The 23,186-nt window shown below is 74.0% G+C and carries 23 protein-coding genes; 11 read left to right on the top strand and 12 right to left on the bottom strand.

Annotated elements, in window-relative coordinates; genetic code table 11:
• Positions 1–166: 166 nt before the first annotated feature.
• Both PGB27_RS28755 and PGB27_RS28750 read left to right on the top strand, forming a co-directional pair.
• Entirely contained in the window at positions 167–1,393 is a 1,227-nt protein-coding gene (locus tag PGB27_RS28755) for a pyridoxal-phosphate-dependent aminotransferase family protein (RefSeq protein WP_274203883.1), read from the top strand.
• A 79-nt stretch (positions 1,394–1,472) separates the two neighbouring features.
• Complete coding sequence (locus tag PGB27_RS28750) at positions 1,473–2,816, top strand: NAD(P)/FAD-dependent oxidoreductase (RefSeq protein ID WP_274203882.1); 1,344 nt, start codon at positions 1,473–1,475, stop codon at positions 2,814–2,816.
• Positions 2,817–2,927: 111 nt separating this feature from the next.
• Here PGB27_RS28750 and PGB27_RS28745 read toward each other — a convergent pair whose 3' ends face one another.
• On the bottom strand, positions 2,928–3,569 hold the full coding sequence (locus PGB27_RS28745; protein ID WP_274203881.1) for an SAM-dependent methyltransferase: 642 nt from the start codon (positions 3,567–3,569) through the stop codon (positions 2,928–2,930).
• Positions 3,570–3,720: 151 nt separating this feature from the next.
• On the opposite strand from PGB27_RS28745, the gene PGB27_RS28740 reads away from it, so the two are divergent.
• The 4 genes from PGB27_RS28740 (at position 3,721) to PGB27_RS28725 (ending at position 8,332) form a co-directional block, all read left to right on the top strand.
• Positions 3,721–5,076: a TrkH family potassium uptake protein gene (locus PGB27_RS28740; RefSeq protein WP_274203880.1), complete on the top strand. Its 1,356-nt coding sequence runs from the start codon at positions 3,721–3,723 to the stop codon at positions 5,074–5,076.
• Positions 5,069–5,731 carry a potassium channel family protein gene (locus PGB27_RS28735; RefSeq protein ID WP_274203879.1) on the top strand — a complete coding sequence of 221 codons (663 nt, stop codon included), beginning with the start codon at positions 5,069–5,071 and terminating at the stop codon, positions 5,729–5,731. Before PGB27_RS28740 ends, PGB27_RS28735 begins: the two co-directional genes overlap by 8 nt.
• Before the next feature lie 31 nt (positions 5,732–5,762).
• Positions 5,763–6,971, top strand: a complete 1,209-nt coding sequence (locus PGB27_RS28730; protein WP_274203878.1) for an FAD-dependent monooxygenase — start codon at positions 5,763–5,765, stop codon at positions 6,969–6,971.
• Positions 6,972–7,147: 176 nt separating this feature from the next.
• Entirely contained in the window at positions 7,148–8,332 is a 1,185-nt protein-coding gene (locus PGB27_RS28725; RefSeq protein WP_274203877.1) for a hypothetical protein, read from the top strand.
• 10 nt (positions 8,333–8,342) lie between these two features.
• Here PGB27_RS28725 and PGB27_RS28720 read toward each other — a convergent pair whose 3' ends face one another.
• From PGB27_RS28720 to PGB27_RS28700, 5 genes are all read right to left on the bottom strand, one after another.
• Entirely contained in the window at positions 8,343–9,308 is a 966-nt protein-coding gene (locus PGB27_RS28720) for a PDR/VanB family oxidoreductase (protein ID WP_274203876.1), read from the bottom strand.
• A gap of 16 nt (positions 9,309–9,324) precedes the next feature.
• The gene (locus tag PGB27_RS28715) at positions 9,325–9,573 is read right to left on the bottom strand and encodes a hypothetical protein (RefSeq protein WP_274203875.1); all 249 of its coding nucleotides are present in this window, start codon (positions 9,571–9,573) and stop codon (positions 9,325–9,327) included.
• Positions 9,570–10,637, bottom strand: a complete 1,068-nt coding sequence (locus tag PGB27_RS28710; RefSeq protein ID WP_274203874.1) for an aromatic ring-hydroxylating dioxygenase subunit alpha — start codon at positions 10,635–10,637, stop codon at positions 9,570–9,572. The genes PGB27_RS28715 and PGB27_RS28710 overlap by 4 nt, the downstream gene beginning before the upstream one ends.
• Positions 10,634–11,995, bottom strand: coding sequence for an MFS transporter (locus PGB27_RS28705; RefSeq protein ID WP_274203873.1), 1,362 nt, complete (start codon positions 11,993–11,995; stop codon positions 10,634–10,636). The genes PGB27_RS28710 and PGB27_RS28705 overlap by 4 nt, the downstream gene beginning before the upstream one ends.
• Before the next feature lie 189 nt (positions 11,996–12,184).
• Positions 12,185–12,949 carry an IclR family transcriptional regulator gene (locus PGB27_RS28700; protein ID WP_274203872.1) on the bottom strand — a complete coding sequence of 255 codons (765 nt, stop codon included), beginning with the start codon at positions 12,947–12,949 and terminating at the stop codon, positions 12,185–12,187.
• A gap of 128 nt (positions 12,950–13,077) precedes the next feature.
• Here PGB27_RS28700 and glsA point away from each other — a divergent pair, with 128 nt between their 5' ends.
• The 3 genes from glsA to PGB27_RS28685 all read left to right on the top strand — a co-directional run bounded on the left by glsA (position 13,078) and on the right by PGB27_RS28685 (position 16,544).
• A complete protein-coding gene (gene glsA / locus PGB27_RS28695) occupies positions 13,078–14,067 on the top strand; it encodes a glutaminase A (RefSeq protein ID WP_274203871.1) in 990 nt (329 codons plus the stop codon).
• Positions 14,068–14,148: 81 nt separating this feature from the next.
• Positions 14,149–14,922: a cyclase family protein gene (locus tag PGB27_RS28690; RefSeq protein ID WP_274203870.1), complete on the top strand. Its 774-nt coding sequence runs from the start codon at positions 14,149–14,151 to the stop codon at positions 14,920–14,922.
• Entirely contained in the window at positions 14,919–16,544 is a 1,626-nt protein-coding gene (locus PGB27_RS28685) for a thiamine pyrophosphate-binding protein (RefSeq protein ID WP_274203869.1), read from the top strand. The genes PGB27_RS28690 and PGB27_RS28685 overlap by 4 nt, the downstream gene beginning before the upstream one ends.
• A gap of 4 nt (positions 16,545–16,548) precedes the next feature.
• Here the strand turns inward: PGB27_RS28685 and PGB27_RS28680 are convergent, their stop codons facing one another.
• The 3 genes from PGB27_RS28680 to PGB27_RS28670 are packed head-to-tail and all read right to left on the bottom strand — an operon-like array spanning position 16,549 to position 20,463.
• Positions 16,549–18,900 (bottom strand): bifunctional salicylyl-CoA 5-hydroxylase/oxidoreductase, encoded by a 2,352-nt coding sequence (locus PGB27_RS28680; RefSeq protein ID WP_274203868.1) that lies wholly within the window; start codon positions 18,898–18,900, stop codon positions 16,549–16,551.
• 1 nt (position 18,901) lies between these two features.
• The gene (locus PGB27_RS28675; protein WP_274203867.1) at positions 18,902–19,105 is read right to left on the bottom strand and encodes a hypothetical protein; all 204 of its coding nucleotides are present in this window, start codon (positions 19,103–19,105) and stop codon (positions 18,902–18,904) included.
• The gene (locus PGB27_RS28670) at positions 19,102–20,463 is read right to left on the bottom strand and encodes a phenylacetate--CoA ligase family protein (protein WP_274203866.1); all 1,362 of its coding nucleotides are present in this window, start codon (positions 20,461–20,463) and stop codon (positions 19,102–19,104) included. Before PGB27_RS28670 ends, PGB27_RS28675 begins: the two co-directional genes overlap by 4 nt.
• A gap of 95 nt (positions 20,464–20,558) precedes the next feature.
• On the opposite strand from PGB27_RS28670, the gene PGB27_RS28665 reads away from it, so the two are divergent.
• Positions 20,559–20,948, top strand: a complete 390-nt coding sequence (locus tag PGB27_RS28665) for a RidA family protein (protein ID WP_408630137.1) — start codon at positions 20,559–20,561, stop codon at positions 20,946–20,948.
• A 3-nt stretch (positions 20,949–20,951) separates the two neighbouring features.
• On the opposite strand, the gene PGB27_RS28660 is transcribed toward PGB27_RS28665, so the two are convergent.
• Positions 20,952–21,797, bottom strand: a complete 846-nt coding sequence (locus tag PGB27_RS28660) for a PaaX family transcriptional regulator (protein ID WP_274203865.1) — start codon at positions 21,795–21,797, stop codon at positions 20,952–20,954.
• A 44-nt stretch (positions 21,798–21,841) separates the two neighbouring features.
• Entirely contained in the window at positions 21,842–22,258 is a 417-nt protein-coding gene (locus PGB27_RS28655) for an acyl-CoA thioesterase (RefSeq protein ID WP_274203864.1), read from the bottom strand.
• Positions 22,259–22,341: 83 nt separating this feature from the next.
• Between PGB27_RS28655 and PGB27_RS28650 the strand changes: the two genes are divergently transcribed.
• Positions 22,342–22,734 (top strand): carbon-nitrogen hydrolase family protein, encoded by a 393-nt coding sequence (locus PGB27_RS28650; protein ID WP_274203863.1) that lies wholly within the window; start codon positions 22,342–22,344, stop codon positions 22,732–22,734.
• 3 nt (positions 22,735–22,737) lie between these two features.
• Here the strand turns inward: PGB27_RS28650 and PGB27_RS28645 are convergent, their stop codons facing one another.
• Complete coding sequence (locus PGB27_RS28645) at positions 22,738–23,151, bottom strand: SRPBCC family protein (RefSeq protein WP_274203862.1); 414 nt, start codon at positions 23,149–23,151, stop codon at positions 22,738–22,740.
• Between the last annotated feature and the right edge of the window lie 35 nt (positions 23,152–23,186).

Here is a 23,186-nt window from a genome sequence, read left to right as displayed (position 1 = left end):
GGGGAGTTGCGAGTTGCAATCGGTCCGGCCACCGTAGCGCGCTCCCCCCGCGAGGCCCAGGAGAGGAGCCGGCTCCCCCCGGTGTCTCCCCGTCACGGGGGAGTCCGGACGGCGCGCCGGGACCTAGCGTCGAGGGGGCCAGTGGCGCCCGTCGGGAGGAGCGGCCGTGAAGATCGGAACGACCCACCTGTTCGTCCCCGGTCCCACCACCGTGCCGGAGGTGGTCCGGCGCGCGATGAACGTCGCGATGGAGGACCACCGGGCCCCCGACTTCCCGGACTTCGTCCTCGATCTCCTGGCCGACCTCAAGCGGGTGTTCCGGCTCCGGGAGGGTCGCGTCCTCCTCTTCCCCGGCTCCGCGACCGGGGCCTGGGAGGCCGCGATCAGCAACTGCCTCGACCGGGGCGACCGGGTCCTCATGGCCCGGCACGGCCACTTCTCCCACCTGTGGGTGGACATGGCGCGCCGGCTCGGTCTCGACGTCGTCTGCCACGACGTCGAGTGGGGCGAGGGCGTCCCGGTCGAGGCCTTCGAGCGGTCGCTGCGCGCCGACCCGACGATCAAGGCCGTCTTCGTGACCCACAACGAGACCGCCACCGGCGTGACCAGCGACGTCGCCACGGTGCGCCGGGCGATGGACGCGGCGGGCTCCGACGCCCTGCTCCTCGTCGACGGCGTCTCGTCGGTCGGGTCGCTGGACTTCCGGCAGGACGACTGGGGCGTCGACGTGGCGGTCGCCGGGAGCCAGAAGGGGTTCATGCTCCCCGCCGGCCTCGCCATGCTCGGGGTGAGCGAGAAGGCCCTGGCGGCGGCCGAGCGCTCGTCCACCGAGCGCTGCTACTTCGCGTTCCGCGACATGATCGCCGCGAACGACGTCGGCTACTTCCCCTACACCCCGCCCCTGCCGCTCCTGCACGGCCTGCGGGCGTCGCTCGACCGGATCCTCGACGAGGGGATGGACGACGTCGCCGCGCGCCACCACCGGCTGGGCGAGGGCGTCCGCCAGGGCGTCAAGGCCTGGGGCCTCGACCTGTGCGCGCTCTCGCCGCGCTGGTACTCCGACACCGTGACCGCCGTGCGGGTGCCGGCCGGGGTCGACGGGGCCGCGGTGTGCCGGACGGCGTACCACCGCTACCGGACGTCCTTCGGCGGCGGCCTCGGGAAGGTGGCCGGTCGGGTGTTCCGCATCGGGCACCTCGGCGACGTCAACGAGGTCTCGTGCCTGACCGCGCTCGCCGCGGCGGAGATGGCGCTGCTCGACGTGGGCGTCGACCTCGAGGCGGGCGCGGGCGTCGCGGCCGCGCAGGCGTACTACCGGCAGGCGCTCGCCGACGAGGAGGCCGCCGACGCACCGTGGCCGCCGGCGGGGACGCGGCTGACCGCGGTCCTCTGACGGGGCTCGGACGGGGCTCGCACCCCCGGGGCCGTGGCACCCGCTCGCGGCGTGGTGCAACGTGGAACGGGTGAGTCGCATGGTCCCCACCGTCCCCACCAGCGCCCGGTACGTCATCGTCGGCGCGGGCATCCACGGGCTGTCCACCGCCTGGCACCTCGCCACGGAACTGTGCGAGCGCGGGCTCGGCGACGGCAGCGAGGTGCTGGTGCTCGACAAGACGGCCGTCGGCGCGGGCGCCTCGGGGGTCGCGTGCGGGGTGATCCGCAACAACTACTTCCAGCCGGCGATGCGCAAGCTGATGGCGCACTCCGTGGCGGTGTGGGAGTCCGACCCGGAGGCGTTGTCGTACCACGGCGTGGGCTACGTCCAGGCCGCGCCCGAGGCGATGCACGAGGACGTCGTGCAGATCCACGCCGAGCAGCAGGCGATCGGCTACGAGTCGGTGCTCGTCGAGGGCGTGGACGCCTGCCACGCCTACATGCGGGAGATGTTCTCGGACTGGCAGGCGCCGGGCATCTCGGTGATCCTCCACGAGAAGCGCGGCGGGTACGCCAACAACGTCGCCTCGCTGCACGGGCTCGCGGAGAAGGTGCGGCAGGCGGGCGCGACCGTCCTGACCGGCGTCGCGGTCACCGGGCTGCAGTGCGCCGACGACCGCGTCAGCGCTGTCGAGACCGACGCCGGGACCATCGCGTGCGAGCACCTCGTCGCCGCCGTCGGCCCGTGGATCCGCGATCTGTGGCGCATGCTCGGGCAGCCCCCGACCATCACGGTCCGGACGCCCGAGGGCCGCGTCGTCCCGGACGCCCCGATGTGGACCTACTGGGCGCTCCAGGAGGGGACCCTCGGCATCGACCCGCACGAGTTCACCGACAACCGCGGCGAGCTCCCGCCGGTGATCCACGTCGACTCGGACGCCCCGCTGTACGACGACGTGGACGGCACGTTGATCACCGACGAGATCTGGGGCATCTACTACAAGCCCGACTTCCACTTCGGCGGCGTCCAGGGCGGGGCCTCGCCGGAGCCCGTCGGGCGGCCCGCGGACACGGTCGCCGTCGACCCCTACGGCACCGCGAGCCCGGAGTTCGTCGTCGGCGACGACTTCGTGCGGATGTGGACCTCGGCGCTCGCCGCGTGCCACAAGCGCTTCGAGGGCCGCCGCGACGTCTACCGCAAGGAGCCCTCGGGTGGCCTCGGCGCGTTCACCCCGGACAGCTTCCCGGTGTTCGACACGGTCCGGGGCAACGCCTACGTGATCGCCGACTCGAACCACGGCTACAAGATGATCGGGGTCGGCGCCCTCGTGGCCCGCGAGCTGCTCGGGGAGCCCCAGGAGCTGCTCGAGCCCTTCCGCCTCGCGCGCTACGGGCGCGGCGAGCTGCACCCGACCAGCAACTCGCCGTTCCCGTGGAGCTGACCGTGGCACCGAGAGGAGGGACGGACCCCGAGGTGACGTGGCACTGCCAGGACCGCGTGCTGCGCGACGGGAACACCACCGTCGTGTTCTAGCGCCGTCGGGCGCGCGTGGTCAGGGCCCCGCGCGGCGAATGACGAGGACGTGGTCGGTGACGGTGGCGGTCTCGCCGTGCGGCCCGGTGGCCTCGCGGCGGGGCGCGTCGGCGCGGACGACGGGCCAGCGCGCCGGGTCGAGGTCGAGCTCGGCGGCAGCCTCGGCCGGGGTGGGGAAACGGGTGTCGGGGTCCTGGTTCCAGGACCACGGCGCGATCGAGCCGTGGTCGACGACGAGTAGCAGGCCCCCGGACCGCAGGGCGCGGGCGGCGGTGCGCAGGACCTCGGCGCGGGTGAACGCGAACGGCGAGTGGAAGTACTGCGCCGAGACGAGGTCGTAGGCGCCGCCGGGGAAGGAGCGGGCCAGGTCGTGCTGCTCGGCGGTGACGCGGTCGGCGAGCCCGGTCTCCGCGGCGTGGCCGCGCACCCCGGCGACGGCCGCCGCCGCGATGTCGACGGCGGTGACGTGCCAGCCCCGGCGGGCGAGCCACGCCGTGTCGCCCCCGGCGCCGCAGCCCAGGTCCAGGGCGTCGCCGGGCGGGAGGGGCCCGGCGACCTCGACGAGCAGCGGGTTGACGCGCACGCCCCACGGGATCTCCGGCCGCCGGTAGTGGGTGTCCCAGAACCGCGCCGGGTCGGTGTCGTGCTCGGCGGACGTCATCGTTGCTCCCTGGTCTCGGTGAACAACCTCCACCGTGGACGTCGCGCGCCGGCTCGTCGCGCGTTCTTGCCGGAACGGCAACCGGGTACAGAACGCCCATGACCCGACCGGGTGCCGTCCGCGTCCGCCCGCCGTACCGCACGGCGCCGCGGTGACCCCGCGACGGAGCACGCGGGGCCGCCGCCCGCGCGCGGGCAACCCGGGCCAGATCATCGTCGCCGCTTTCGCCCTCGGCGTCGCCGCCGGCACGGGCCTGTTGCTGCTGCCGGTGTCGTCGGCCGACGGCGAGGGCGCGAGCCTGCTGGAGAGCGTGTTCACGGCGACGTCGGCGGTGTGCGTCACCGGACTGGTGACCGTCGACACGGCCACGGCCTGGTCGCCGGTCGGTCACGTCGTGATCCTCGCGCTGATGCAGGTCGGCGGGCTGGGCATCATGACCGTCGCCTCGCTGCTGGTCGTGCTGGTGTCGCGCCGTCTCGGCCTGCGGGCGCGTCTGGTGGCCCAGGCCCAGTCCGGCAGCCTCGACCTCAGCGACGTGCGCCGGGTGCTGCGCAACGTCGTGCTCTTCAGCGTCGTGGGGGAGGCCGTGACGGCGCTGGCCCTGGGGCTGCGGCTCGCCACCGCGTACGACGTCGACCCGGCCACCGCGGCCTGGGAGGGCGTCTTCCACGCGGTCTCGGCGTTCAACAACGCGGGCTTCGTGCTGTGGTCCGACAACATGATGGGGTTCGCGGGCGACCCGTGGATGCTGCTGCCGGTCGCGCTGGCGGTCGTCGTCGGGGGCCTGGGCTTCCCGGTGATCTTCGAACTGCTGCGGTCGTGGCGGCCGCGGACGTGGTCGGTGACGGTGCGGCTGACCGTCGTCACCTCCGCGGTGCTGCTGGTCGTCGGCACCGTGCTGCTGATCGTCCTGGAGTACGGCAACCCGGCGACGCTCGGGCCGATGAGTGTCGCCGGCAAGGTGCTGGCCGGCTTCTTCTCGGCGGTGATGCCGCGCAGCGGCGGGTTCAACGTCGTCGACATCGGGGCGATGACCCCGGAGAGCTGGCTGGCCACCGACGTCCTCATGTTCATCGGCGGCGGCAGCGCCAGCACCGCGGGCGGCATCAAGGTCACGACCTTCGGGCTCCTGGCCGCCGTGCTGTGGGCCGAGATGAGCGGGGAGCGCGACGTGGACGTCGGACGCCGCCGCATCCCCATCGCCAACCAGCGCCAGGCGCTGGCGGTGGCACTGCTCGGGGTCGGGCTGGCGATGGTGTCGACGTTCGTCCTGCTCGGGGTCAGCGACGAGGACCTCGACCGTGTGCTCTTCGAGGTGCTGTCCGCGCTGGGTACGGTCGGACTCTCGACGGGCATCACGGCGGAGCTGCCGGCCGCCGGACAGGTGGTGCTCGTCGTGCTGATGTTCGTGGGCCGGCTCGGCCCGTTGGCGCTGGCCTCGGCCCTGGCCCTGCGCGAGCGTCCTCGGCACTACCAGCGCCCCGAGGAGAGGACGATCATTGGCTGAGACGAGGCACGAGCCGGTGGTGGTCATCGGGCTGGGTCGGTTCGGGTCGGCGATCGCCCTCGAGCTCGAGCGCCAGGGCACCGAGGTGCTCGCGATCGACAACGTCGACCGTCGGGTGCAGGATCTGTCCTCGCAGCTCACGCACGCGGTCACGGCGGACTGCACCGACGTGGAGGCCCTGCAGCAGCTGGGGGTCGGCGAGTTCCACCGGGCCGTGGTCGCGATCGGCGACCACCTCGAGGACAGCATCCTCGTGACCTCGATGCTGGTGGACCTCGAGGTCGCCGACATCTGGGCCAAGGCCACGAGCGCCCACCACGGTCGGATCCTCGAGCGGGTCGGCGCGCACCACGTGGTGTTCCCCGAGCAGGACATGGGCCAGCGGGTCGCTCACCTCGTCTCGGGGAACGTCCTCGACTACCTCAAGATCGACGCCGACTTCGCCCTGGCGAAGCTCCGCCCACCGCGCGAGATCGTCGACGTCCCGCTCGCCGAGTCGACGATCCGCAGCGAGCACGGCATCACCGTCGTCGCGGTCAAGAAGGACGGCGGGTCGTTCACCTACGCCACCAACGAGACCGTCGTGTCCCGGGACGACATCGTCCTGGCCGTGGGCCACAACGACGACCTCGAGCGCCTCGTCGACGGGGGCTGACCGTGGCTGGCGTCGGCGTCGGAGGTGCGCCGTGGACGTCGTGATCTCGGGGGCGAGCGTGGCCGGCCCGGTGACGGCTTTCTGGCTGCGGCGGGCGGGCCACGCGGTCACGGTCGTGGAACGGTCGCCGCACCTGCGCCGGACCGGGGGTCACGCCGTCGACCTGTTCACCCCCGCGATGGAGGTCGTCGAGCGGATGGGCCTGCGGGACGCGGTCCGCGACCGCGCGACGGGTACCGAGCGGATGACCGTCCGGCGCGAGGGCTCGACCCGCGAGGTCACGATCGACATGACCCGTCTGATGGGCGCGCTGTCGGACCGCCACGTCGAGATCATGCGGGACGATCTCGGCGAGATCCTCCACGACGCCACCCGTCACGACGTGGAGTACGTGTTCGGCGACCGGATCACCGGGATCGCCGACGACGGTGTCGTCACCTTCGAGCAGGCACCGGCGCGCCGCTTCGACGCCGTGATCGGCGCCGACGGCCTGCACTCCGGGGTGCGCCGGCTCGTGTTCGGCCCGGAGGCCGGGTACTCGCGGTGGCTCGGCGGCTACATCGCCGTCGCGACGATCCCCGCCGATCGGCGACCCCCGGGTCTGATGACCACGGTGCTCGGCGTCGACCGGATGGTGGGGGTCTACGGCGCGCGCCACACCCCGGATGCCCGCGCGTTCTTCCTGTTCCGCCCGCCGACGGAGCTCGCCGTCGAGCACCACGACGTCGGGCGCCAGAAGCAGCTGCTGCGCGAGGCGTTCGGCGACCTCGGCGACCCGGTGCCGGACCTCCTCGACGAGGTCGACCGCAGCGCGGCGTTCTACTTCGACGCGATCACGCAGCTCGAGCTGGACACCTGGTCCCGCGGCCGCGTCGCGCTCGTCGGGGACGCCGGCTACTGCCCCGGACCCGCGGTCGGGGGCAGCACCAGCCTCGCCGTCGTCGGTGCCCACACCCTCGCCGGTGAGCTCGCCGAGGCGGGCGGCGACACCGCGGTCGCGTACCCCGCCTACGAGGCCGCGATGGCCGACTACGTCCGCCGGAGCCGGGAGTTCGCCACCACGATGGCCCGCCGGCTCGTCCCGGGTACGAAGGCCGGCGTGTGGGCCCTCACCACCGGCACCGCGCTCGTCACGCGCCTGCCGCGGGCGGTGGGCCGCCGGCTGGTCGCCCTCGGCGGGGACCTCGGGCTGCACGAGTCGATCGCGGTCGGTCGCTACCCGGCGCTGGGCGAGGCGTGAGCGGGGCGACCGCCGGGTGTCCACAGCCGAACGCCGGGGCCTCGTTCGCGCGACCGCCGTAATGGTTCCGTGATCTGTCGAAAATAGTCCCGGAATTCCTCGTCGGGCCTTCCCCGCGACGACGGGCGACGGGAGGGTGGCCCCCGCTGGGCGATCAGGGGAGGTCCGTCGAGGGCATGCCGAGTCACCAGGGTCGACACGAGATGCCGGGCTGGCGCGGCTACCTGCCCGACAGCATCGACCGGGCCGCCCGTCGACGGTCCCGTCCCCGGGAACATCCGCGCCCGGTGCCGAACCGCGTCGTGGCCGCCGGTGCCCTCGCCGTCGCGGCCCTGGCCGGTGGGGTCGTCGTGCAGACGCGATCGGCCGGGCCGCCGGAGGCCCTGCCCGGCTCGACGGGTGACGCCGACGCGGTGCACGCCCGGAGCTCGGCGTGGGCGCAGGAGGCCACGCCCGTCCTCACCGCGCTCGACACCGAGCTGCGCCGGGTGGACGACGTCCGACGCCGGTGGGACGCGTCCCCGCCGGCGCGGCGCGTCGGGTCGCCGCCCGACGCGGTCGTCGCTCTGCTCGAGCGCCGGACCGAGCTGCTGCGCCACCGCGACGCACTGCGCGCCACCATGACCGTGCTGCGCTCGACGCCCGACGCCGAGTCCGCGCTGGCGAACGCCTGGCCGCAGCTGCGGGCCGCGCAGGAGATGCTGCGGGCGCTGGACTCCGGGCGCGGCGTCCTCGGCGACCCGGTGGAGGCGAGGGTGCTGCGCCTCGCCCTCGAGCAGGGCACCGCCACACCGGACGACGGTCCGCGACGGGAGGACCTGGCTGCTCGGGGACCGGGCGAGGTCGAGACCCCGACCGTCGCCCTCGCGGCGTCGGTCTCGGAGGTGGCCGGCACGCGAGGCGCTGACGCCCCGTCGTCATCGCCCGCGGCGGCCGATGCAGCCGACACGGCCGACACGGCCGACACGGAGGTCGAGCCCGAGGCCGTGGCGGCGCCCGCCGTGGTCGCGGCTCCGTCCGCCGCTCCCACGGCCGAGGCGGCTGCTCCCGACACCGTCGACGTCGACCAGACGACCACGACCCCGGAGACCAGCGATCAGATGAGAGTCGACAGCCCGGTGGCCGAGGAACCGAACACGTCCGTCGCGGCTGCGGAGGCGGATCCCGACCCGACGATCCTCACCTTCGACCGTCCGGCACTCGATGACACGACCGCCGACCCGAGCACCGACCCGACCGCCGAGCCGGACGCGGAACCGGACGAGGGACTCGCGACCGCGCTCGCCGGCCCGGCCGAGGTCCCCGACGCCGAGGTCCCCGACGCCGAGACCCCCGACGCGCCGGAGGAGCCCGCCCCCTGAGCCTCGGGCGTCAGAGGTCGAGCACGAGCCGCCCGGAGCAGGCGCGCGACACGCAGATCATCATCGTGTCGTTCGCCGCGCGCTCCTCCGCGGTGAGCAGCGAGTCGCGGTGGTCGGGGACGCCGTCGAGCACCGTCGTCTCGCAGGTGCCGCAGGTGCCCTCCTGGCAGGACGACAGCACCGGCACCCCGGACTCCTCGACGACCTCGAGCACCGAGCGGTCGGCCGGCACCGTGAGCACGGTCCCGGACGCGGCGAGCTCCACCTCGAACGACGTGCGCGGCCCGTCGTCGGCGCCCTCCTTCGGGGCGAAGCGCTCGACGTGCAGAGCCCCCGCGGGCCACCGGAGGCACTCCTGCTCGACGGCCGCGAGCAGCGGCTCCGGCCCGCAGCAGTAGACCGCGACCTGCTCGGCGGTCTCCCCGGGCTCGCCGAGGGCCTCGGGCAGGTCGAGCAGCCCGACCTCGTCCATCGGCCGGATCGCGACGCGGTCGGGGTGGCGCTCCTCGAGGCGGTCGAGGAAGGCCATCGACCCGCGGGTGCGCCCGCCGTAGACGAGGCGCCAGTCGGCACCTCCGGCGGCGACCTGCTCGATCATGGGCAGGAGCGGGGTGATCCCGATGCCGCCGGCGACGAACACGTAGCGCTCCGCGGGCACGAGCGGGAAGTGGTTGCGCGGGCCCCGCGCGGCCACGACGTCGCCCTCGCGGAGGGTGTCGTGGACGTGCGCGGACCCGCCGCGCCCGTCCTGCTCGCGCAGCACCGCGACCTGCAGGACCGAGCGCTCCGCCGGGTCGCCGCACAGCGAGTACTGGCGGGTGAGCTCGTCGGTGAGGACGAGGTCGAGGTGTGCGCCCGGCTCCCACGGCGGGAGCTCGGCGCCGTCGGCGCTGCGCAGCGTCAGCGCGACGACGCCGTCGGCGAGCGTCTCCTTCTTGTCCAGCACCAGCGTGAGCTGCTGGTCGGTCGTCGTCATCGCGGTACCTCGGGCGTCATCGGGCCGACGCGACGGCCGGCTCGCGGGGGGTGCGGGGCAGGGGAGCGGTGGGTCCGGGCGGTCCGGGCGGGGGCCTGTGGTCGTCCGGGTGGCCGAGCAGCCACTCCCACAGCTCGATCGGGTCGTCGAAGAGCCGCTCGGCGCCGCAGTGGCAGACGGCGCGCAGCTGGTCGGTGCCCAGCACCCAGTGCACGCGCTGGACCCGCTCGCCGCGCAGCACCGGCGGCGCTTCCGGGATGCTCATCGGGCCGGTGCCGCGGGCGCGTTGCGCGGCGCCTCGCCGGCCATGCGCGCGAGCATCCGGCGCGCGGCGAGGCCGCCGGTGTCGATGTTGATCGACAGCTCCTGGTAGCCCGCGGGCTCGCTCGCGATGACCCGCTCGAGCACGTCGAGCGCCTCGACGTCCTGCAGCACGACGGTGCGGTTGTTCTCGGCGAGGAAGTCGGAGACCCGCTGGTCGTCGAGGGCGAAGTCGCGGGCGACCATCCAGAAGTCGTGCGTCGAGTGCTCGGTCTCCGGGGTGATCGCGTAGACGACCTCGACGTGGAACGCGTCCGGGTCGGAGCCGTCCGGGTCCGGCACCGAGCCGACGGGCGCGATCCGCGAGTGCAGCTTGTACAGGCACGGCGGGGTGTACTCGATGTCCTGCCAGCGTGCGATCCGCCCCTGCAGGCCCGTCGACTCCCGGTAGAAGGGCGGGCACTCGGCGTCGTCCATGTGCCGGGAGACGTAGACGACGCCGGCGTCGTCGTCGACCTCGGTCGTGATCGGCGTCGAGGCGACCTCGGGGGTGCCGATGTAGCCGCCGTGCAGGTAGGTCTCGTGGGACAGGTCGAGCAGGTTGTCGACGAGCAGGGAGAACCGCGCCGCCAGCGGCTCCATCCCGCGCACGGTGGTCCAGCCGGGTGCGTCGAGGTAGGACGCCCGCGGGATGCGGGTCTCGTCGGCCAGCGCCGGGTCGCCGATCCAGACCCAGATCAGCGAGTCGACCTCGACCACGGGGTACGGCGCGAGCCGGGCGGTGCGCGGGACCTTCGTCTGCCCGGGCACGGCGACGCAGCGCCCGTCCGGGCCGTAGGTGAAGCCGTGGTAGCCGCAGACGACCTTGTCGTCGACCAGCCGCGACGGCGCCTGCGAGAGCGGGAAGCGGCGGTGGACGCAGCGGTCGGAGTGGGCGACGACCGCGCCCTGCGCGGTCCGCCAGAACAGGATCGGCTCGTCGCAGATCGTGCGGGCGAACAGCTCGTTCCCGATCTCCGACCCGTACGCCGCGACGTACCACTGGTTGCGCGGGATGGTGGTGCTCACGAGGACGCTCCCTCGACTCGGACGGTGGTGGGCAGCTCCGCGGACGGGCGCGCGGGGTCGTGGCGGAGGCGGAGGACGAAGAGCATCGCGGCGGCGAGGACGAAGACCCCGCCGAAGAGGACGTACAGGTACTGCGGGGTCCAGCCGCCGTCGAGCAGGGTGCCGGCGAGCGTCGGCGCGAGGATGGCGCCCGCGCGGCCGATGGCCAGGCCGGTGCCGACGCCCGTGGTGCGCACCGCCGCCTCGTAGACGGTCGGCGTCAGGGCGTAGAGGCCGGCGACGCACCCGTTGACGAAGACGCCGATCACGGCGGCGACGACGAAGGCGAGCGTGAGGCTCGACGTCGCGCCGATGAAGACCGCCAGGAGGACGCCGGTGGCGACGAGGTAGGTCGCGAGGACGTTGCGCAGCGCGAAGCGGGCGGCCAGGAGCCCGAGCAGGGCGGCCCCGAAGATCCCGCCGACGTTCAGCAGCGTGCCGCCCGCGATGCCGGCGGTCGGGGAGAGCCCGGCCTCGGTGAGCAGGGCCGGCGTCCAGCTCGTCACGAAGTAGAAGCCGGCCATGATGCAGAAGAAGACGACCCAGAGCACGAGCGTCGTCCGGCGCAGGCGCGGCGTCAGCAGCTCGCGGTACCCGGCGCCGATGCCCTGCGGCGCGACGGAGCGCTCGGGCAGGGCGTCCAGGGCGGGGTGGCCCATCCGCCGCACCAGCGCGTTGATCCGCTCGAGCGCGCCGTCGGGGCGGCGGGTGACGAGGAAGTCGAGCGACTCGGGCAGCCGCCACCACACGAGCGGGAGGGCGGCGGCGGTGGCGAGGCCGCCGACGAGGAACACCGAGCGCCACCCGAACCCGCCGATGAGCAGCGTGGCGAGCAGGCCGCCGAGGGTCGCGCCGAGGGCGTAGCCGGTCGAGTTGAGGCTGACGGCCAGGCCGCGCCAGCGGTGCGAGGCGTACTCCGCGGCGATGACGTTGCTGGTGGCGAGGATGCCGCCGATCCCGAGGCCGGTGAGGGCGCGCAGCAGGCCGAGCTGCAGCGGGCCCTGGCTGACCGAGGAGAGGATCATCGCGGCGCTCGCCACCGCGAGGCACCCGAGCACCATCGGCCGGCGGCCGATCCGGTCGGCCCACGGCGCGACGAACATCGACCCGGCGGCCATGCCGACGAGGCCCGCCGAGAGCAGCAGGCCGAGCTGGGCGCCGGAGAGGCCCCACTCGGCGGACACCGACTTGCCGGTGAAGGCCATGACCAGCACGTCGAAGCCGTCGAGGACGTTGAGCAGGACGCAGATGGTGACCGCGCCCCACTGGAAGCGGGACATCGGGCGGTCGTCGATGAGGTCCTTGATCGGCGCACTCATCGGCGGCCGATCCGGTGCTCGGGGCGGGCGGGAACGCGCACGGCAGCACTCCGTTGTCTGCAGGGGTGGTCGGCGGCCCGGACGAGGTGGTGGTGGGCCGCTGCCGGGGGAGGACGTCGTCCCGGCGGGGTGGGAGAAGGATGCGGGCCGCGCGCGGGGTGCTGAACGAGACTTCCGTGATATGGAAGCTCAGCGTCGCCGGGCGAGGGCGTGGCTGATCGCCCGGGCGCTGGTCCGGACCAGCGGCGCGAGGGTGTGCGGGGACGCCGTGCCGTGGCGGACGACGAGCGAGACCGCGGCCACGACCTGGCCGAGGTGGTCGTGGATCGGGGCACCGACGGACAGCGAGTCCGTGGTGACCTGCCGGTCGCTGATGGAGAAGCCGTTGGTGCGGACGTCCGCGAGCATCCGGCGCAGCCGGGCGGGGTCGGTGACGGTCCGCTCGGTGTAGCGCTCGATCCGCCCGCCGAGGACGTCGTCCTGGATCTCGGTGGGCGCGTGGGCGAGCAGCACGAGGCCCACGCCCGTCGCCGTCAGTGCGAACCGGCCGCCGACGCGCGTGAACACAGGGACGGCGCCGGTGCCGGCGATGCGCTCGACGAACACCAGCTCCGCGCCCTCACGGACGGCGAGCTGCACGTTCTCCCGGCTGATCTGGGAGAGGTCCTCGAGGAACGGCAGGGCGATCTCGCGCAGGCCCTGCCCGCGGGGTGCCAGCGCGCCGAGCTCCCAGAGCCGCAGGCCGATGTGGTAGCTGCCGTCCGGGTCGCGCTCGAGGGCGCCCCAGCGCACGAGCTCGGCGACCAGCCGGTGGGCGGTGGAGAGCGGCACGCCGCCGTGACGCGCGAGCTGGCTCAGCGTCAGGCGGGGCCGCGCCGTGGTGAACAGGTCGAGCAGGTCGAACGCGCGCCGGATCGCCGGGCCGGTCGGGCCGGCGGGGTGTCCCCGTGCCATGCGTCCTCCCCGCGTCGTGGAGTGCCCATCGTCGCGGACCCGGGGCCGCCGATCACCCCGCGCGGATGACGGCCCGACGGGCGGGCCGGGACACGCTGGCCGGACGGGCACGTCGAGGCAGGGGAGGGATGACCGTGGCGACCACGGCGACACCGGACGGGTCGGCGCACCCGCTCGCCGAGCAGGCCGAGGTCGTCCGCGCCCGGCTCCAGGAGCTGCACCGGCGCCACCTCGCCCGGCCCGCCGGCGTCGTCTCCCGCCCCGGCCACGACCGTCGCGACGCCTTCGGTCTGTCGGGCGTGCACGTCTCGGGGGTGCGGGTCGCGGTGGGGGACAGCGACGAGCGCTTCCCGCTGCAGTCGATCTCCAAGGTGTTCACCTACGCGCTCGCCCTCGAGGACAACGGGCGTGCCGGGACGCAGGCCCGCATCGGTGTCGAGCCCTCGGGCGACCCCTACAACTCGATCACCTTCGACGAGGTGCGCCACCGGCCCCACAACCCGATGATCAACTCCGGCGCGCTCGTCGCCGCCGCGCTCGTCGGCGGGCGCCACCGGGCCGAACGGGTCGCACGCCTCGTCGACCGCCTCCGGGCCTTCGCCGGCAGTCCCTCCCTCGACGTGGACCGCACGATCCTCGCGGAGCAGCTGCGGTCCACCGACCGCAACCTCGGCCTCGCCTACCTCATGCGCTCGATGGGCATGCTCACCGGCGACGTCGAGGACACCCTCGAGGTCTACCTCTCGGCGTGCTCGGTCACCGTCACCACCGACGAGCTCGCGCTCATGGGTGCGACCCTGGCCAACGGCGGGGTCAACCCGGTCACCGGCGAGCGGGCGATGCCGGCCGGCTACGTCCGCGACGTCATCAGCGTGATGCTGACCTGCGGGATGTACGACGGCGCGGGCCAGTGGTTCCACGACGTCGGCATCCCCGCGAAGAGCGGGGTCAGCGGCGGCATCGTCGCGGCGATCCCGGGACGCATCGGCATCGCGGTCTTCTCGCCGGGGCTCGACGCGCACGGCAACTCCGCCCGCGGCGTGGCCATCTGCCGCGACCTGTCCGACCACTTCGGCCTGCACGTGTTCGGCAGTCCCGAGCACCGCGCCTTCTCCTGACCCGGCCGCGCCCGGCGGATGGTGCGCGCACCGCCCCGGACGGGCCATGCTCGTCGCACCCTGATCTCGGAGGAGTCGCGCATGTCCGTCCTGACCGCCGTCGCCGACGCGATGCGCTCCGGCGCCGTCGAGGTCGTCGACCTCACCACGCCGCTGCAGGAGTCGACCCCGATCCTGGAGCTGCCGCCGCCGTTCGCGAACACGTCGCGGTTCCGGCTCGAGGAGCTCTCGCGGTACGACGACCGCGGCCCGGCCTGGTACTGGAACGACATCCGCACCGGCGAGCACACCGGCACCCACGTCGACGCCCCCAACCACTGGGTCACCGGACGCGACGGCGCCGACGTCTCGCAGATCCCGCCGACGACCATGGTCGCGCCGGCCGCGGTGATCGACATGACCGCCGAGGTCGAGAAGGACCCGGACTTCCTGCTGGAGATCGCGCACATCGAGGCGTGGCAGGCCGAGCACGGACCCCTGCCCGAGGGCGGCTGGCTGCTCTACCGCACGGGGTGGGAGGCCCGGGGCGGCACGCAGGAGGAGTTCGTCAACGCCGACGACGCGGGCCCGCACACGCCCGGGGTGTCGGCGGAGTGCGCGCGCTGGATCGCGGAGTCGTCGCCGGTGGCCGGGTTCGGGGTGGAGACGGTCGGGACCGACGCCGGAGCGGCGGGCGGGTTCGACCCGCCGTTCTCCTGCCACCACTTCCTCATGGGCGCCCACAAGTGGGGCCTGACCAGCCTGCGCAACCTCGGCCGTCTCCCGGCGACCGGCGCGGTGGCCGTGGTCTGCCCGCTGCCGATCGTCGGCGGGTCCGGCTCGCCGGCGCGCGTGCTGGCACTGGTGGAGAAGTGACCAGGCCGGTCACCGTCGCCGAGCAGGTCGGCACCCTGCTGGCGGAGCTCGGGGTCGGCCACGCCTTCGGCGTCGTCGGCAGCGGCAACTTCCACGTCACCAACGCCCTGCGGGCCGCCGGGGTCGCCTACACGGCGGCCCGGCACGAGGGCGGGGCCGCGACGATGGCCGACGCCTACGCCCGCACGTCCGGCGAGGTCGGGGTGCTGACGGTGCACCAGGGCTGCGGGCTGACGAACGCGGTCACCGGGATCGGGGAGGCCGCGAAGTCGCGGACCCCCCTGCTGGTGCTCGCCGCCGACACCCCGGGCCCGCAGGTCCGGAACAACTTCCGCATCGACCAGGACGCGCTGGTCCGCGCGGTCGGCGCGATCCCCGAGCGGGTCCACTCGCCGGCCTCGGCGGCCGCCGACGTCGTCCGGGCCCACGGCCTGTGCCGCGACCAGCGCCGGACCGTGGTGCTGAGCCTGCCGCTCGACGTGCAGGCCGCGCCCGCGGTGGACGGTCCGGTGCCGGCGCGGACCACGTGGCGTGCGCCCCGGCCCGACGCGGCCTCCGTCGCGGAGCTCGCGGCCCTGCTCGACGGCGCCCAGCGCCCGGTCTTCGTCGCCGGCCGCGGGGCTCGCGGCGCCCGGGCCGAGCTGGAGGCGCTGGCCGACCGGTGCGGCGCCCTGCTCGCGACCAGCGCCGTCGCCCACGGCCTGTTCACCGGCTCGCCCTGGTCGCTGGGCATCTCCGGCGGCTTCTCCACCCCGCTGGCCGCCGAGCTGATCAGCGGCGCCGACCTGGTCGTCGCGTGGGGCGCCTCGCTGACGATGTGGACGACCCGGCACGGGGAGCTCACCGCCGGCGCGACCCTGGTCCAGGTCGACGACACCGCCGCGGCGCTCGGCGCGAACCGGCCGGTCGCGCTCGGGGTGCTCGGCGACGTCGCGGCCACGGCCGCGGACGTCCTCGACGCCTGCGGGAAGTCGGCCGGCTACCGGACGCCCGAGGTCGGCGAGCGGGTCCGCACCGACGCGCGACACGCCGCCCCGCCGGAGGAGCCCGGGACCGAGCGGATCGACCCGGCCGTCCTCTCGGCCGCCCTCGACGAGCTGCTGCCGCTCGAGCGCACCGTCGCCGTCGACTCCGGCAACTTCATGGGCCACCCCGCCGCCTACCTGCGGGTCCCCGACGAGGCCGGGTTCTGCTTCACCCAGGGGTTCCAGTCGATCGGCCTCGGCCTCGCCACCGGGATCGGCGCGGCGCTCGCCCGCCCCGACCGCCTCCCGGTCGCGGCGTGCGGTGACGGCGGGTTCCTCATGGGCATCAGCGAGCTGGAGACCGCGGCGCGGCTCGGGCTCGGGATGGTGATCGTGGTGTACGACGACGCCGGGTACGGCGCGGAGTTCCACCACTTCGTCGACGGCGACCACGCCACCGTCCGGTTCCCCGACACCGACATCGCCGCGATCGCCCGCGGCCACGGGTGCGACGCGGCCGTCGTCCGCTCGACCGCCGACCTCGCGGTCGTGCGCACCTGGCTCGACGGCCCGCGGGACCGGCCGCTGCTGCTGGACGCGAAGGTCACCTCCGACGGCCCGTCCTGGTGGCTGGCCGAGGCGTTCAAGGGGCACTAGACGATCACGGCGTCTGCGCCCGCCGGCGCGCCGAGAGCCCGGAGCGGTACTGCTTCGGCACCGGCGCGCCGCGGAAGTCCTGGTCGAGCGCCGCGTTCCACGTCCAGTACGGGTCGACCAGGTGCGGGCGCGCGATCGCGCACAGGTCCGCGCGGCCGGAGGCGATGATCGTGTTGGCGTCCTCCACCGAGGCGACCGCCCCGACGGTGATGGTCGGGACGCCGGTCTCCTGACGGATCCGGTCGGCGAACGGGGTCTGGTAGAGCCGCCCGTACTTCGGGGCGGCGTCGGTGGAGGTCTGGCCGGTGGAGACGTCGACGATGTCCGCGCCGTGCGCGGCGAGCATCGGGGCGAGGGCGACGGCGTCGTCGCCCGAGAAACCCGGCCCCACTCCTTCCAGGCCGTCGACCCAGTCGGTCGCGGAGATCCGGACGCTGATCGGCCGGTCCTGCGGCCACACCGCCCGGACCGCGTCGAGGATCTCCAGTCCCAGCCGCGCGCGGTTCTCCGGCGACCCGCCGTACTCGTCGGTGCGCCGGTTGGACAGCGGCGAGAGGAAGGACGACACGAGGTAGCCGTGGGCGTAGTGCAGCTCGAGCAGGTCGAAGCCGGCCTCCGCAGCACGGCACGCGCTGTCGACGTGGGCGGCGACCACGGCGTCCAGGTCGTCGCGCGTCATCTCCCGCGGCACCGGCGAGTCCGACCGGTACGGGATCGGCGAGGGAGCGATGACCTCCCACGCCTCGTCGTCGGGCAGCGGGTCGTCCATGCCCTCCCACATGACCTTCGTCGAGCCCTTGCGCCCGGAGTGGCCGATCTGGGCGCCGATGAGCGCCGGGGTCTCGCGGTGGACGAAGTCGACGATGCGGCGCCACGCCTGCGTCTGCTCGTCGTTCCACAGCCCCGGGCAGCCGAGCGTGATGCGGCCCTGCGGGGTCACGCACGTCATCTCGGTCATCACGAGTCCGGCGCCGCCGACCGCGCGGGAGCCGAGGTGGACCAGGTGCCAGTCTCCTGGCACGCCGTCGACCGCGGAGTACTGGGCCATGGGGGAGACGACGATGCGGTTGGGGAAGGTGCGCCCGCGCAGGCGGAACGGGTGGAACATCGGCGGGGTGCCGTCCGCGACCTCGAGGCCCTGCGCCCGGGTCTGCTCGGCGAGCCACCGGTCCAGGCGCCCGACGTACGCGGCGTCGCGCAGCTGCAGGTTGTCGTAGGTGACGCGCTGCGAGCGGGTGAGCAGCTGGAACACGAACTGCGGCGGCGCCAGGTGGCGGTAGCGGGCGAGGCCCTCGAACCACTCCAAGCTGGTCTGCGCCGAGCGCTGCAGCGAGGCCACCAGCGGCTTGCGCTCCTCGGCGTAGGCCTTGAGGGCGGCGTCGACGTCGTTCTCCCGGTCCAGCGCGCCGGCCAGCGCGATCGCGTCCTCCAGGGCGAGCTTGGTGCCCGAGCCGATGGAGAAGTGCGCCGTGTGCGCGGCGTCGCCCACGAGCACGACGTTCCCCCACCGATGGGTCGAGCTCCGCTGCGCTGCGTCTCCCACCCACCAGTGCTCGTTGCGCAGCACCGTGAACGACAGCCAGCCCGAGTTGTTGCCGATGAGGCCGTACCCCTGCAGGTGCTCCGCGAAGATCTCCTCGCAGAACCGCATCGAGGCCTCGTCGTTCTCCCCGGGCCGGCGCTCCACCGCGGCGTGCTCGTCGAGCCCCGCCCGGCGCCACGTCCCCTCGTCGGTCTCGACGATGAACGTGGAGCGCTGCTCGTCGAAGGGGTAGATGTGCGCCCAGAACAGGCCGAACCGGGTCTCCACGATGAGGAACGTGAAGCAGTCGAACGGCCGCTCGGTGGCGAACCAGGCGTACCGGGCGGTCCGGCCCTCCCGCGAGGGCACGAACTCGTCGGCGAGCGCCTCGCGGGTGCGGCTGTTCAGGCCGTCGGCGGCGAGGACGACGTCGAACTCCCGGCGCAGCTCGTCGAGCGGCGGCGCCTCGGTGGCGTACCGGACGTCGACGCCGAGCTCGGCGGCCCGCTCGCCGAGGATCTGCAGCAGCCGCTTGCGCTCGAGCGCGGCGAAGGCGTGGCCGTCGGAGCGCTCGAGGGTGCCGAGGAAGTCGACGTCGATCGCCGACCAGTGCCGGAACTCCGCCTGGATGCGCTCGATCGAGGTCGGGTCGGCGTCGGCGATGTTCTGCAGGGTCTCCTCGGAGAACACGACGCCGAAGCCGAAGGTGTCGTCGGCGGCGTTGCGCTCGTAGACCGTGATCTCGCGCTCGGGATGCGACCGCTTGGCGAGGATCGCGGTGAACAACCCGCCCGGCCCACCCCCGATGCTGGCGATGCGGTGTGCGGTGCTCACCTCAGACCCCGTCGTCGAGGAGGTGCTCGTAGCGCAGGCCGAGGTCGGTGACGACGACGGCCAGCGGCGCCAGCGCGGCCCGGACGCCGGCGGCCACGCAGGGGGCGAGGTCGTCGTCGGCGGCGAGGGCGCGCAGGGTGTCGTAGGCGGCCAGCAGCCGGGTCTCGGTGGCCGTGAGCTCGCGGCCGAGCAGGTCGGTGCTCATGCCATCTCCTTGATCGCGAGGGCGGCGCGCTGCTGCTCGGCGCGCAGGTCGGTGAGGCGCTTGGCCTTGAGCTCGAAGCGCGGCAGCTCGTCGGTGGCGGCGCGGCGCACGAGGAACCGCAGGCCTTCGTGGGCGTCGGCGAGTTCGCGGACGAGGTCGGCGCACAGGCGCTGCCACCCGTCGTCGTCGACCGTCGGGGAGCACTCGACGAGCAGGATGACCTCGTCGCGGCCGTCGATGTGCTCGAGCCGGACCTGGAACTCCTCGATGCCCGCGAACCCGCAGATGATCGCCTCGATGGCGCCCGGGTAGACGTTCGTGCCGCGGACGAGCTTCATGTCGTCGACCCGCCCGATGATCCCGCCCCGGTAGAGGTCGAAGGTGCGCCCGTTGCCCGCCGTCGCCGCCGGCACCTTCACGACGAGGTCGGCGGTCCGGTAGCGCAGCAGCGGCGTGGTCGACCGGCCGAACGAGGTGCACACCCGCTCGCCGCGCTCGCCGTAGGGCACCTCGCGGCCGGTGCTCGGGTCGACGACCTCCTCGATGAAGTGGTCCTCGATGACGTGGCAGCCGCCGGGCTGGTCACGGGGCTCGAACATGACGATGGTCGAGATCTCGGTCATGCCGGCGGTGTCGATCGCCTTCGCGCCCCACGACCGCTCGATGAGGGCCTTGGTCTCCGGGATCGACCCGGCCGGCTCGCCGGAGAGGACCAGGGTGTGGACCGGCCCGGACGGCAGGTCGATCCCCAGCGCCTCGGCCTCCTGGGCCAGGCGCAGGGCGTAGGTCGGGGTGGAGGCGACGACCGTCGCGCCGAAGTCGACGATCTGCCGCACGCGGTTCGGCGTCGTCTGCGCGCCGCCGGGCACGGTCAGCGCGCCGAGCTTCTCCAGGGCGTTGTGCAGACCCCAGAAGCCGATGAAGCTGCCGTAGCCGAACGCGACGTAGCCGATGTCGTGCGGCCGGACGCCCGCGCCCCACAGCGCGTAGCACCACATCTCCGCCGCCCACGACCAGTCCTTGCGCGAGTCCAGGGCGCGCAGCGGTGTGCTGCCCGACGTGCCGCTGGTGGTGTGCACGCGGATGGCGCGTTCCGGGCCGGTCACCGGCAGGTCACCGTAGGGCGGGGTCGCGTCCTGGCCCGCCATCCACTCCTCGCGGGTGAGGAACGGGATGCGCTGCAGGTCGTCCCAGGTGCGCAGCCGCTCGGGGTCGACCCCCGCGAGCGTCCGCGCGTAGTGCGGGCTGCGGGCCCGGGCCCAGGCGACCGTGCGGCGCAGCTTGACCATCTGGAGCTCGCGCAGCTGCTCCCGCGGCAGGGTCTCGGTCTTCGGGTTCCAGAAGGGGCGGTCGCTCACGGCAGGCCTCCGTGCATCGTCGGCGACCACCAAAGTGTGTTGCGTTCTCGGTACGGTCGTCAACGATCCACACCAGCTGACTCCAGGAGGGCCTCGTGACCATCTCCCTCGTCAACCCGGCGTCCCTCGCCCGGCCCAGCGGGTTCACCCACGCCGTGCGCCACGGCGACACCGTCTGGCTGTCGGGGCAGACGGCCCTCGACCGCGACGGGCGGATCGTCCCGGGCGGCATCGTCGAGCAGTTCCGCCAGGCGCTGTCGAACCTGGTCACGGCGCTGCGCGAGGCCGGGGGAGACCCGACGAGGTTCCTCTCGGTGACGATCTACCTGACCGACATCCCCGACTACCAGGCGCACGGCAAGGAGATCGGCGCGGTCTGGAAGGAGCTCGTCGGGCGCGACTACCCGGCGATGACGGGCGTCGGTGTCACGGGCCTGTGGCAGCCGGAGGCGCTGGTGGAGATCCAGGCCGTCGCGGCGGTCTGACGGTCAGCCCCGCACGACCGCCCGGACGTGTGCGGCGGCCGGCGCGGCCAGGTGCTCGCGGAACCGCGCGAACAGCACCTCCGCGCGCAAGCCGATCCAGTCCTCGGGCAGCGCGTCCAGCGGCAGCCCGGGGTCGAGGTAGGGCAGGCGGCGCCAGGCGGTGACGGCCGGGACGTAGTCGGCGAAGGCCCGGGCCTCGTCGGGGACGTCGGGCTCGTCGGGCCAGCGATCGGCGACGGCGGAGAAGCGGCCCAGGTAGTCGGCGTAGGTCGTCTGCAGGGCGTCGAGGTCCCACCAGGCCGCGATCGTGTCGCGTGGCGGCGCCGACGACAGGTGGTCGGCCCGGAAGACGTCGGTGAACTGGCGCAGCCCGCCCCGGTCGAGCGCGCCGAGCACCGCCTCGTCGAGGTGGCCGGGGGCCACCCACGTGCCGGGGCCGACCGTGCCCAGCCCGAGCCGGGCCAGGGTCGAGCGCAGCCGGTGGCGCTTGTCCCGCTCGGACTCGGGCACCGAGAAGACCACGAGCAGCCAGCCGTCGTCGGCGGTCGCCCGCCGGCGCCCGAAGATCCGCTCGTCGCCCTCCGCGAGGATCGCCAGGGCCTCGGGGGAGGCGCGGTAGCCGGCGCTCCGGCCGTCCTTCTCGGCGTCCAGCCAGCCGCGCTTCTTGAGACGGAAGACCGCGGACCGGGTGGCCTGCTCGTCCACCCCGAGGTCGGCCATGAGGCGCACGATCGTCGCGACGGACAGCCAGCCGCCCAGCTCGCGGGCGTAGAGCCCGAACAGCGAGACGATCAGGGCGCGAGGGGTGGCGGACGGGGTCTCGACCTCGCGCACCGCCGTCGTGCTCACCGGTCCACCGTAGGTCGCCGACCACCCGCCGCCCACGCGACCCGTCAGCCCGCCCGCTGCAGGCCCTCCAGCGCCGCCCGCCGCGCACCCTCGATGGGCACCGTCTTCTCCGTCTCCCGGTCGATGAACGCGTGCACGAAGTCGCCGGTGAAGAACAGCTCGCCGTCGCCGCGGTACATGCCGACCTCGAACCGCACGCTGGAGTTGCCGAGCTCGCCGACCCGCAGGCCGACCGACACGACGTCGGGGAACCCGGCCTGCGCCTTGTACTCGCAGCGCACCTCCATGACCAGGCCGACGGTGTCGCCCCCGTGCGGGTCGAGGCAGTCGTTCTCGATCAGCCAGCGGTTCACGACCGTGTCCATGATCGCGTGGTGCACCACGTTGTTGAGGTGCCCGTACTGGTCGTTGTCGTTCCAGCGGGTGGTGACGTCCTGCCAGTGCCCGTAGTCGTCGGCCATGGGGCGTGGTCGCCCACCGCGCGGGGCGCGCAAACCCGCCGTGGACGGACGGCCGGTGGACACGCGGTGGGCGTCGCGCTTCGATGCCGGAGGTATGGGAGCGACCTCGGCGCCCGCCGTGCTCGGTGGTCGGCCAGGCCGCCCACGACCTCTACTGCGACACCGAGGCCAAGCGCCGGCTCCTGCTGCAGGGCGGCGGCTTCGCGCGCATCTTCGGGCCGGAGGGCACGCCCCTCGGCGAGGACCTGGCCGAGACCGAGGAGGGCCTGGTCGTCGCCGACCTCGACCTCTCCCTCATCTCGATCGCCAAGTCGGCGGCCGACCCGGTGGGCCACTACTCGCGGCCCGACGTCATGCGCCTGCTGATCAACCGTGCGCCGAACAGCGTCGTCGTCGAGCAGTCGGCCCCGGCGGCGCCGCTGTTCGTCGACGCCGAGGAGCTCGGCCGGGAGACGGTGCCGGCCGAGACCCCCTGACGGTCAGTCGAGCGCGCCGGCCCGCTCGACGAGCTGCTTGATCGCGGCCAGCGTCTCGTCGACGCCGCCCTGGATGCTGCCGTCGGTGTCCTCGGTGACCCGCTCGGTGTGGATGTGCACCTCGACCTCGGAGCGGTCGTCGCCGACCGCTCGCACGTCGAGGTAGCCGTGGTAGCCGTTCTCGCCCTCGGAGCCCCAGGCGAGGTGGCGGCTGTCGTCGGTGACCTCGAACCACGCACGGCCCTCGACCTGCGAGCCGTCGGGCAGCGCCGCGGTGGTGCGGACCTCGTTGCCCTCCCCGGGCTCGGCGGAGGTCATGCGCGCGAAGTACTTCGGGAGGTTGTGCACGTCGGAGAGGAAGGCGAACAGGACGTCGTCGGCCGCGCCGACGGTGGTGGTGCCCGTGAAATCGGCCATGGACGCGGGTAGCCCCGCGACACCCCCGTCACCGG

It is taken from the genome of Actinomycetospora lemnae (assembly GCF_028737315.1).
Taxonomy (GTDB): domain Bacteria; phylum Actinomycetota; class Actinomycetes; order Mycobacteriales; family Pseudonocardiaceae; genus Actinomycetospora; species Actinomycetospora lemnae.
The sequence above is the reverse complement of the archived record's forward strand: the minus strand, read 5'-3'. Positions and strand labels throughout refer to the sequence as shown.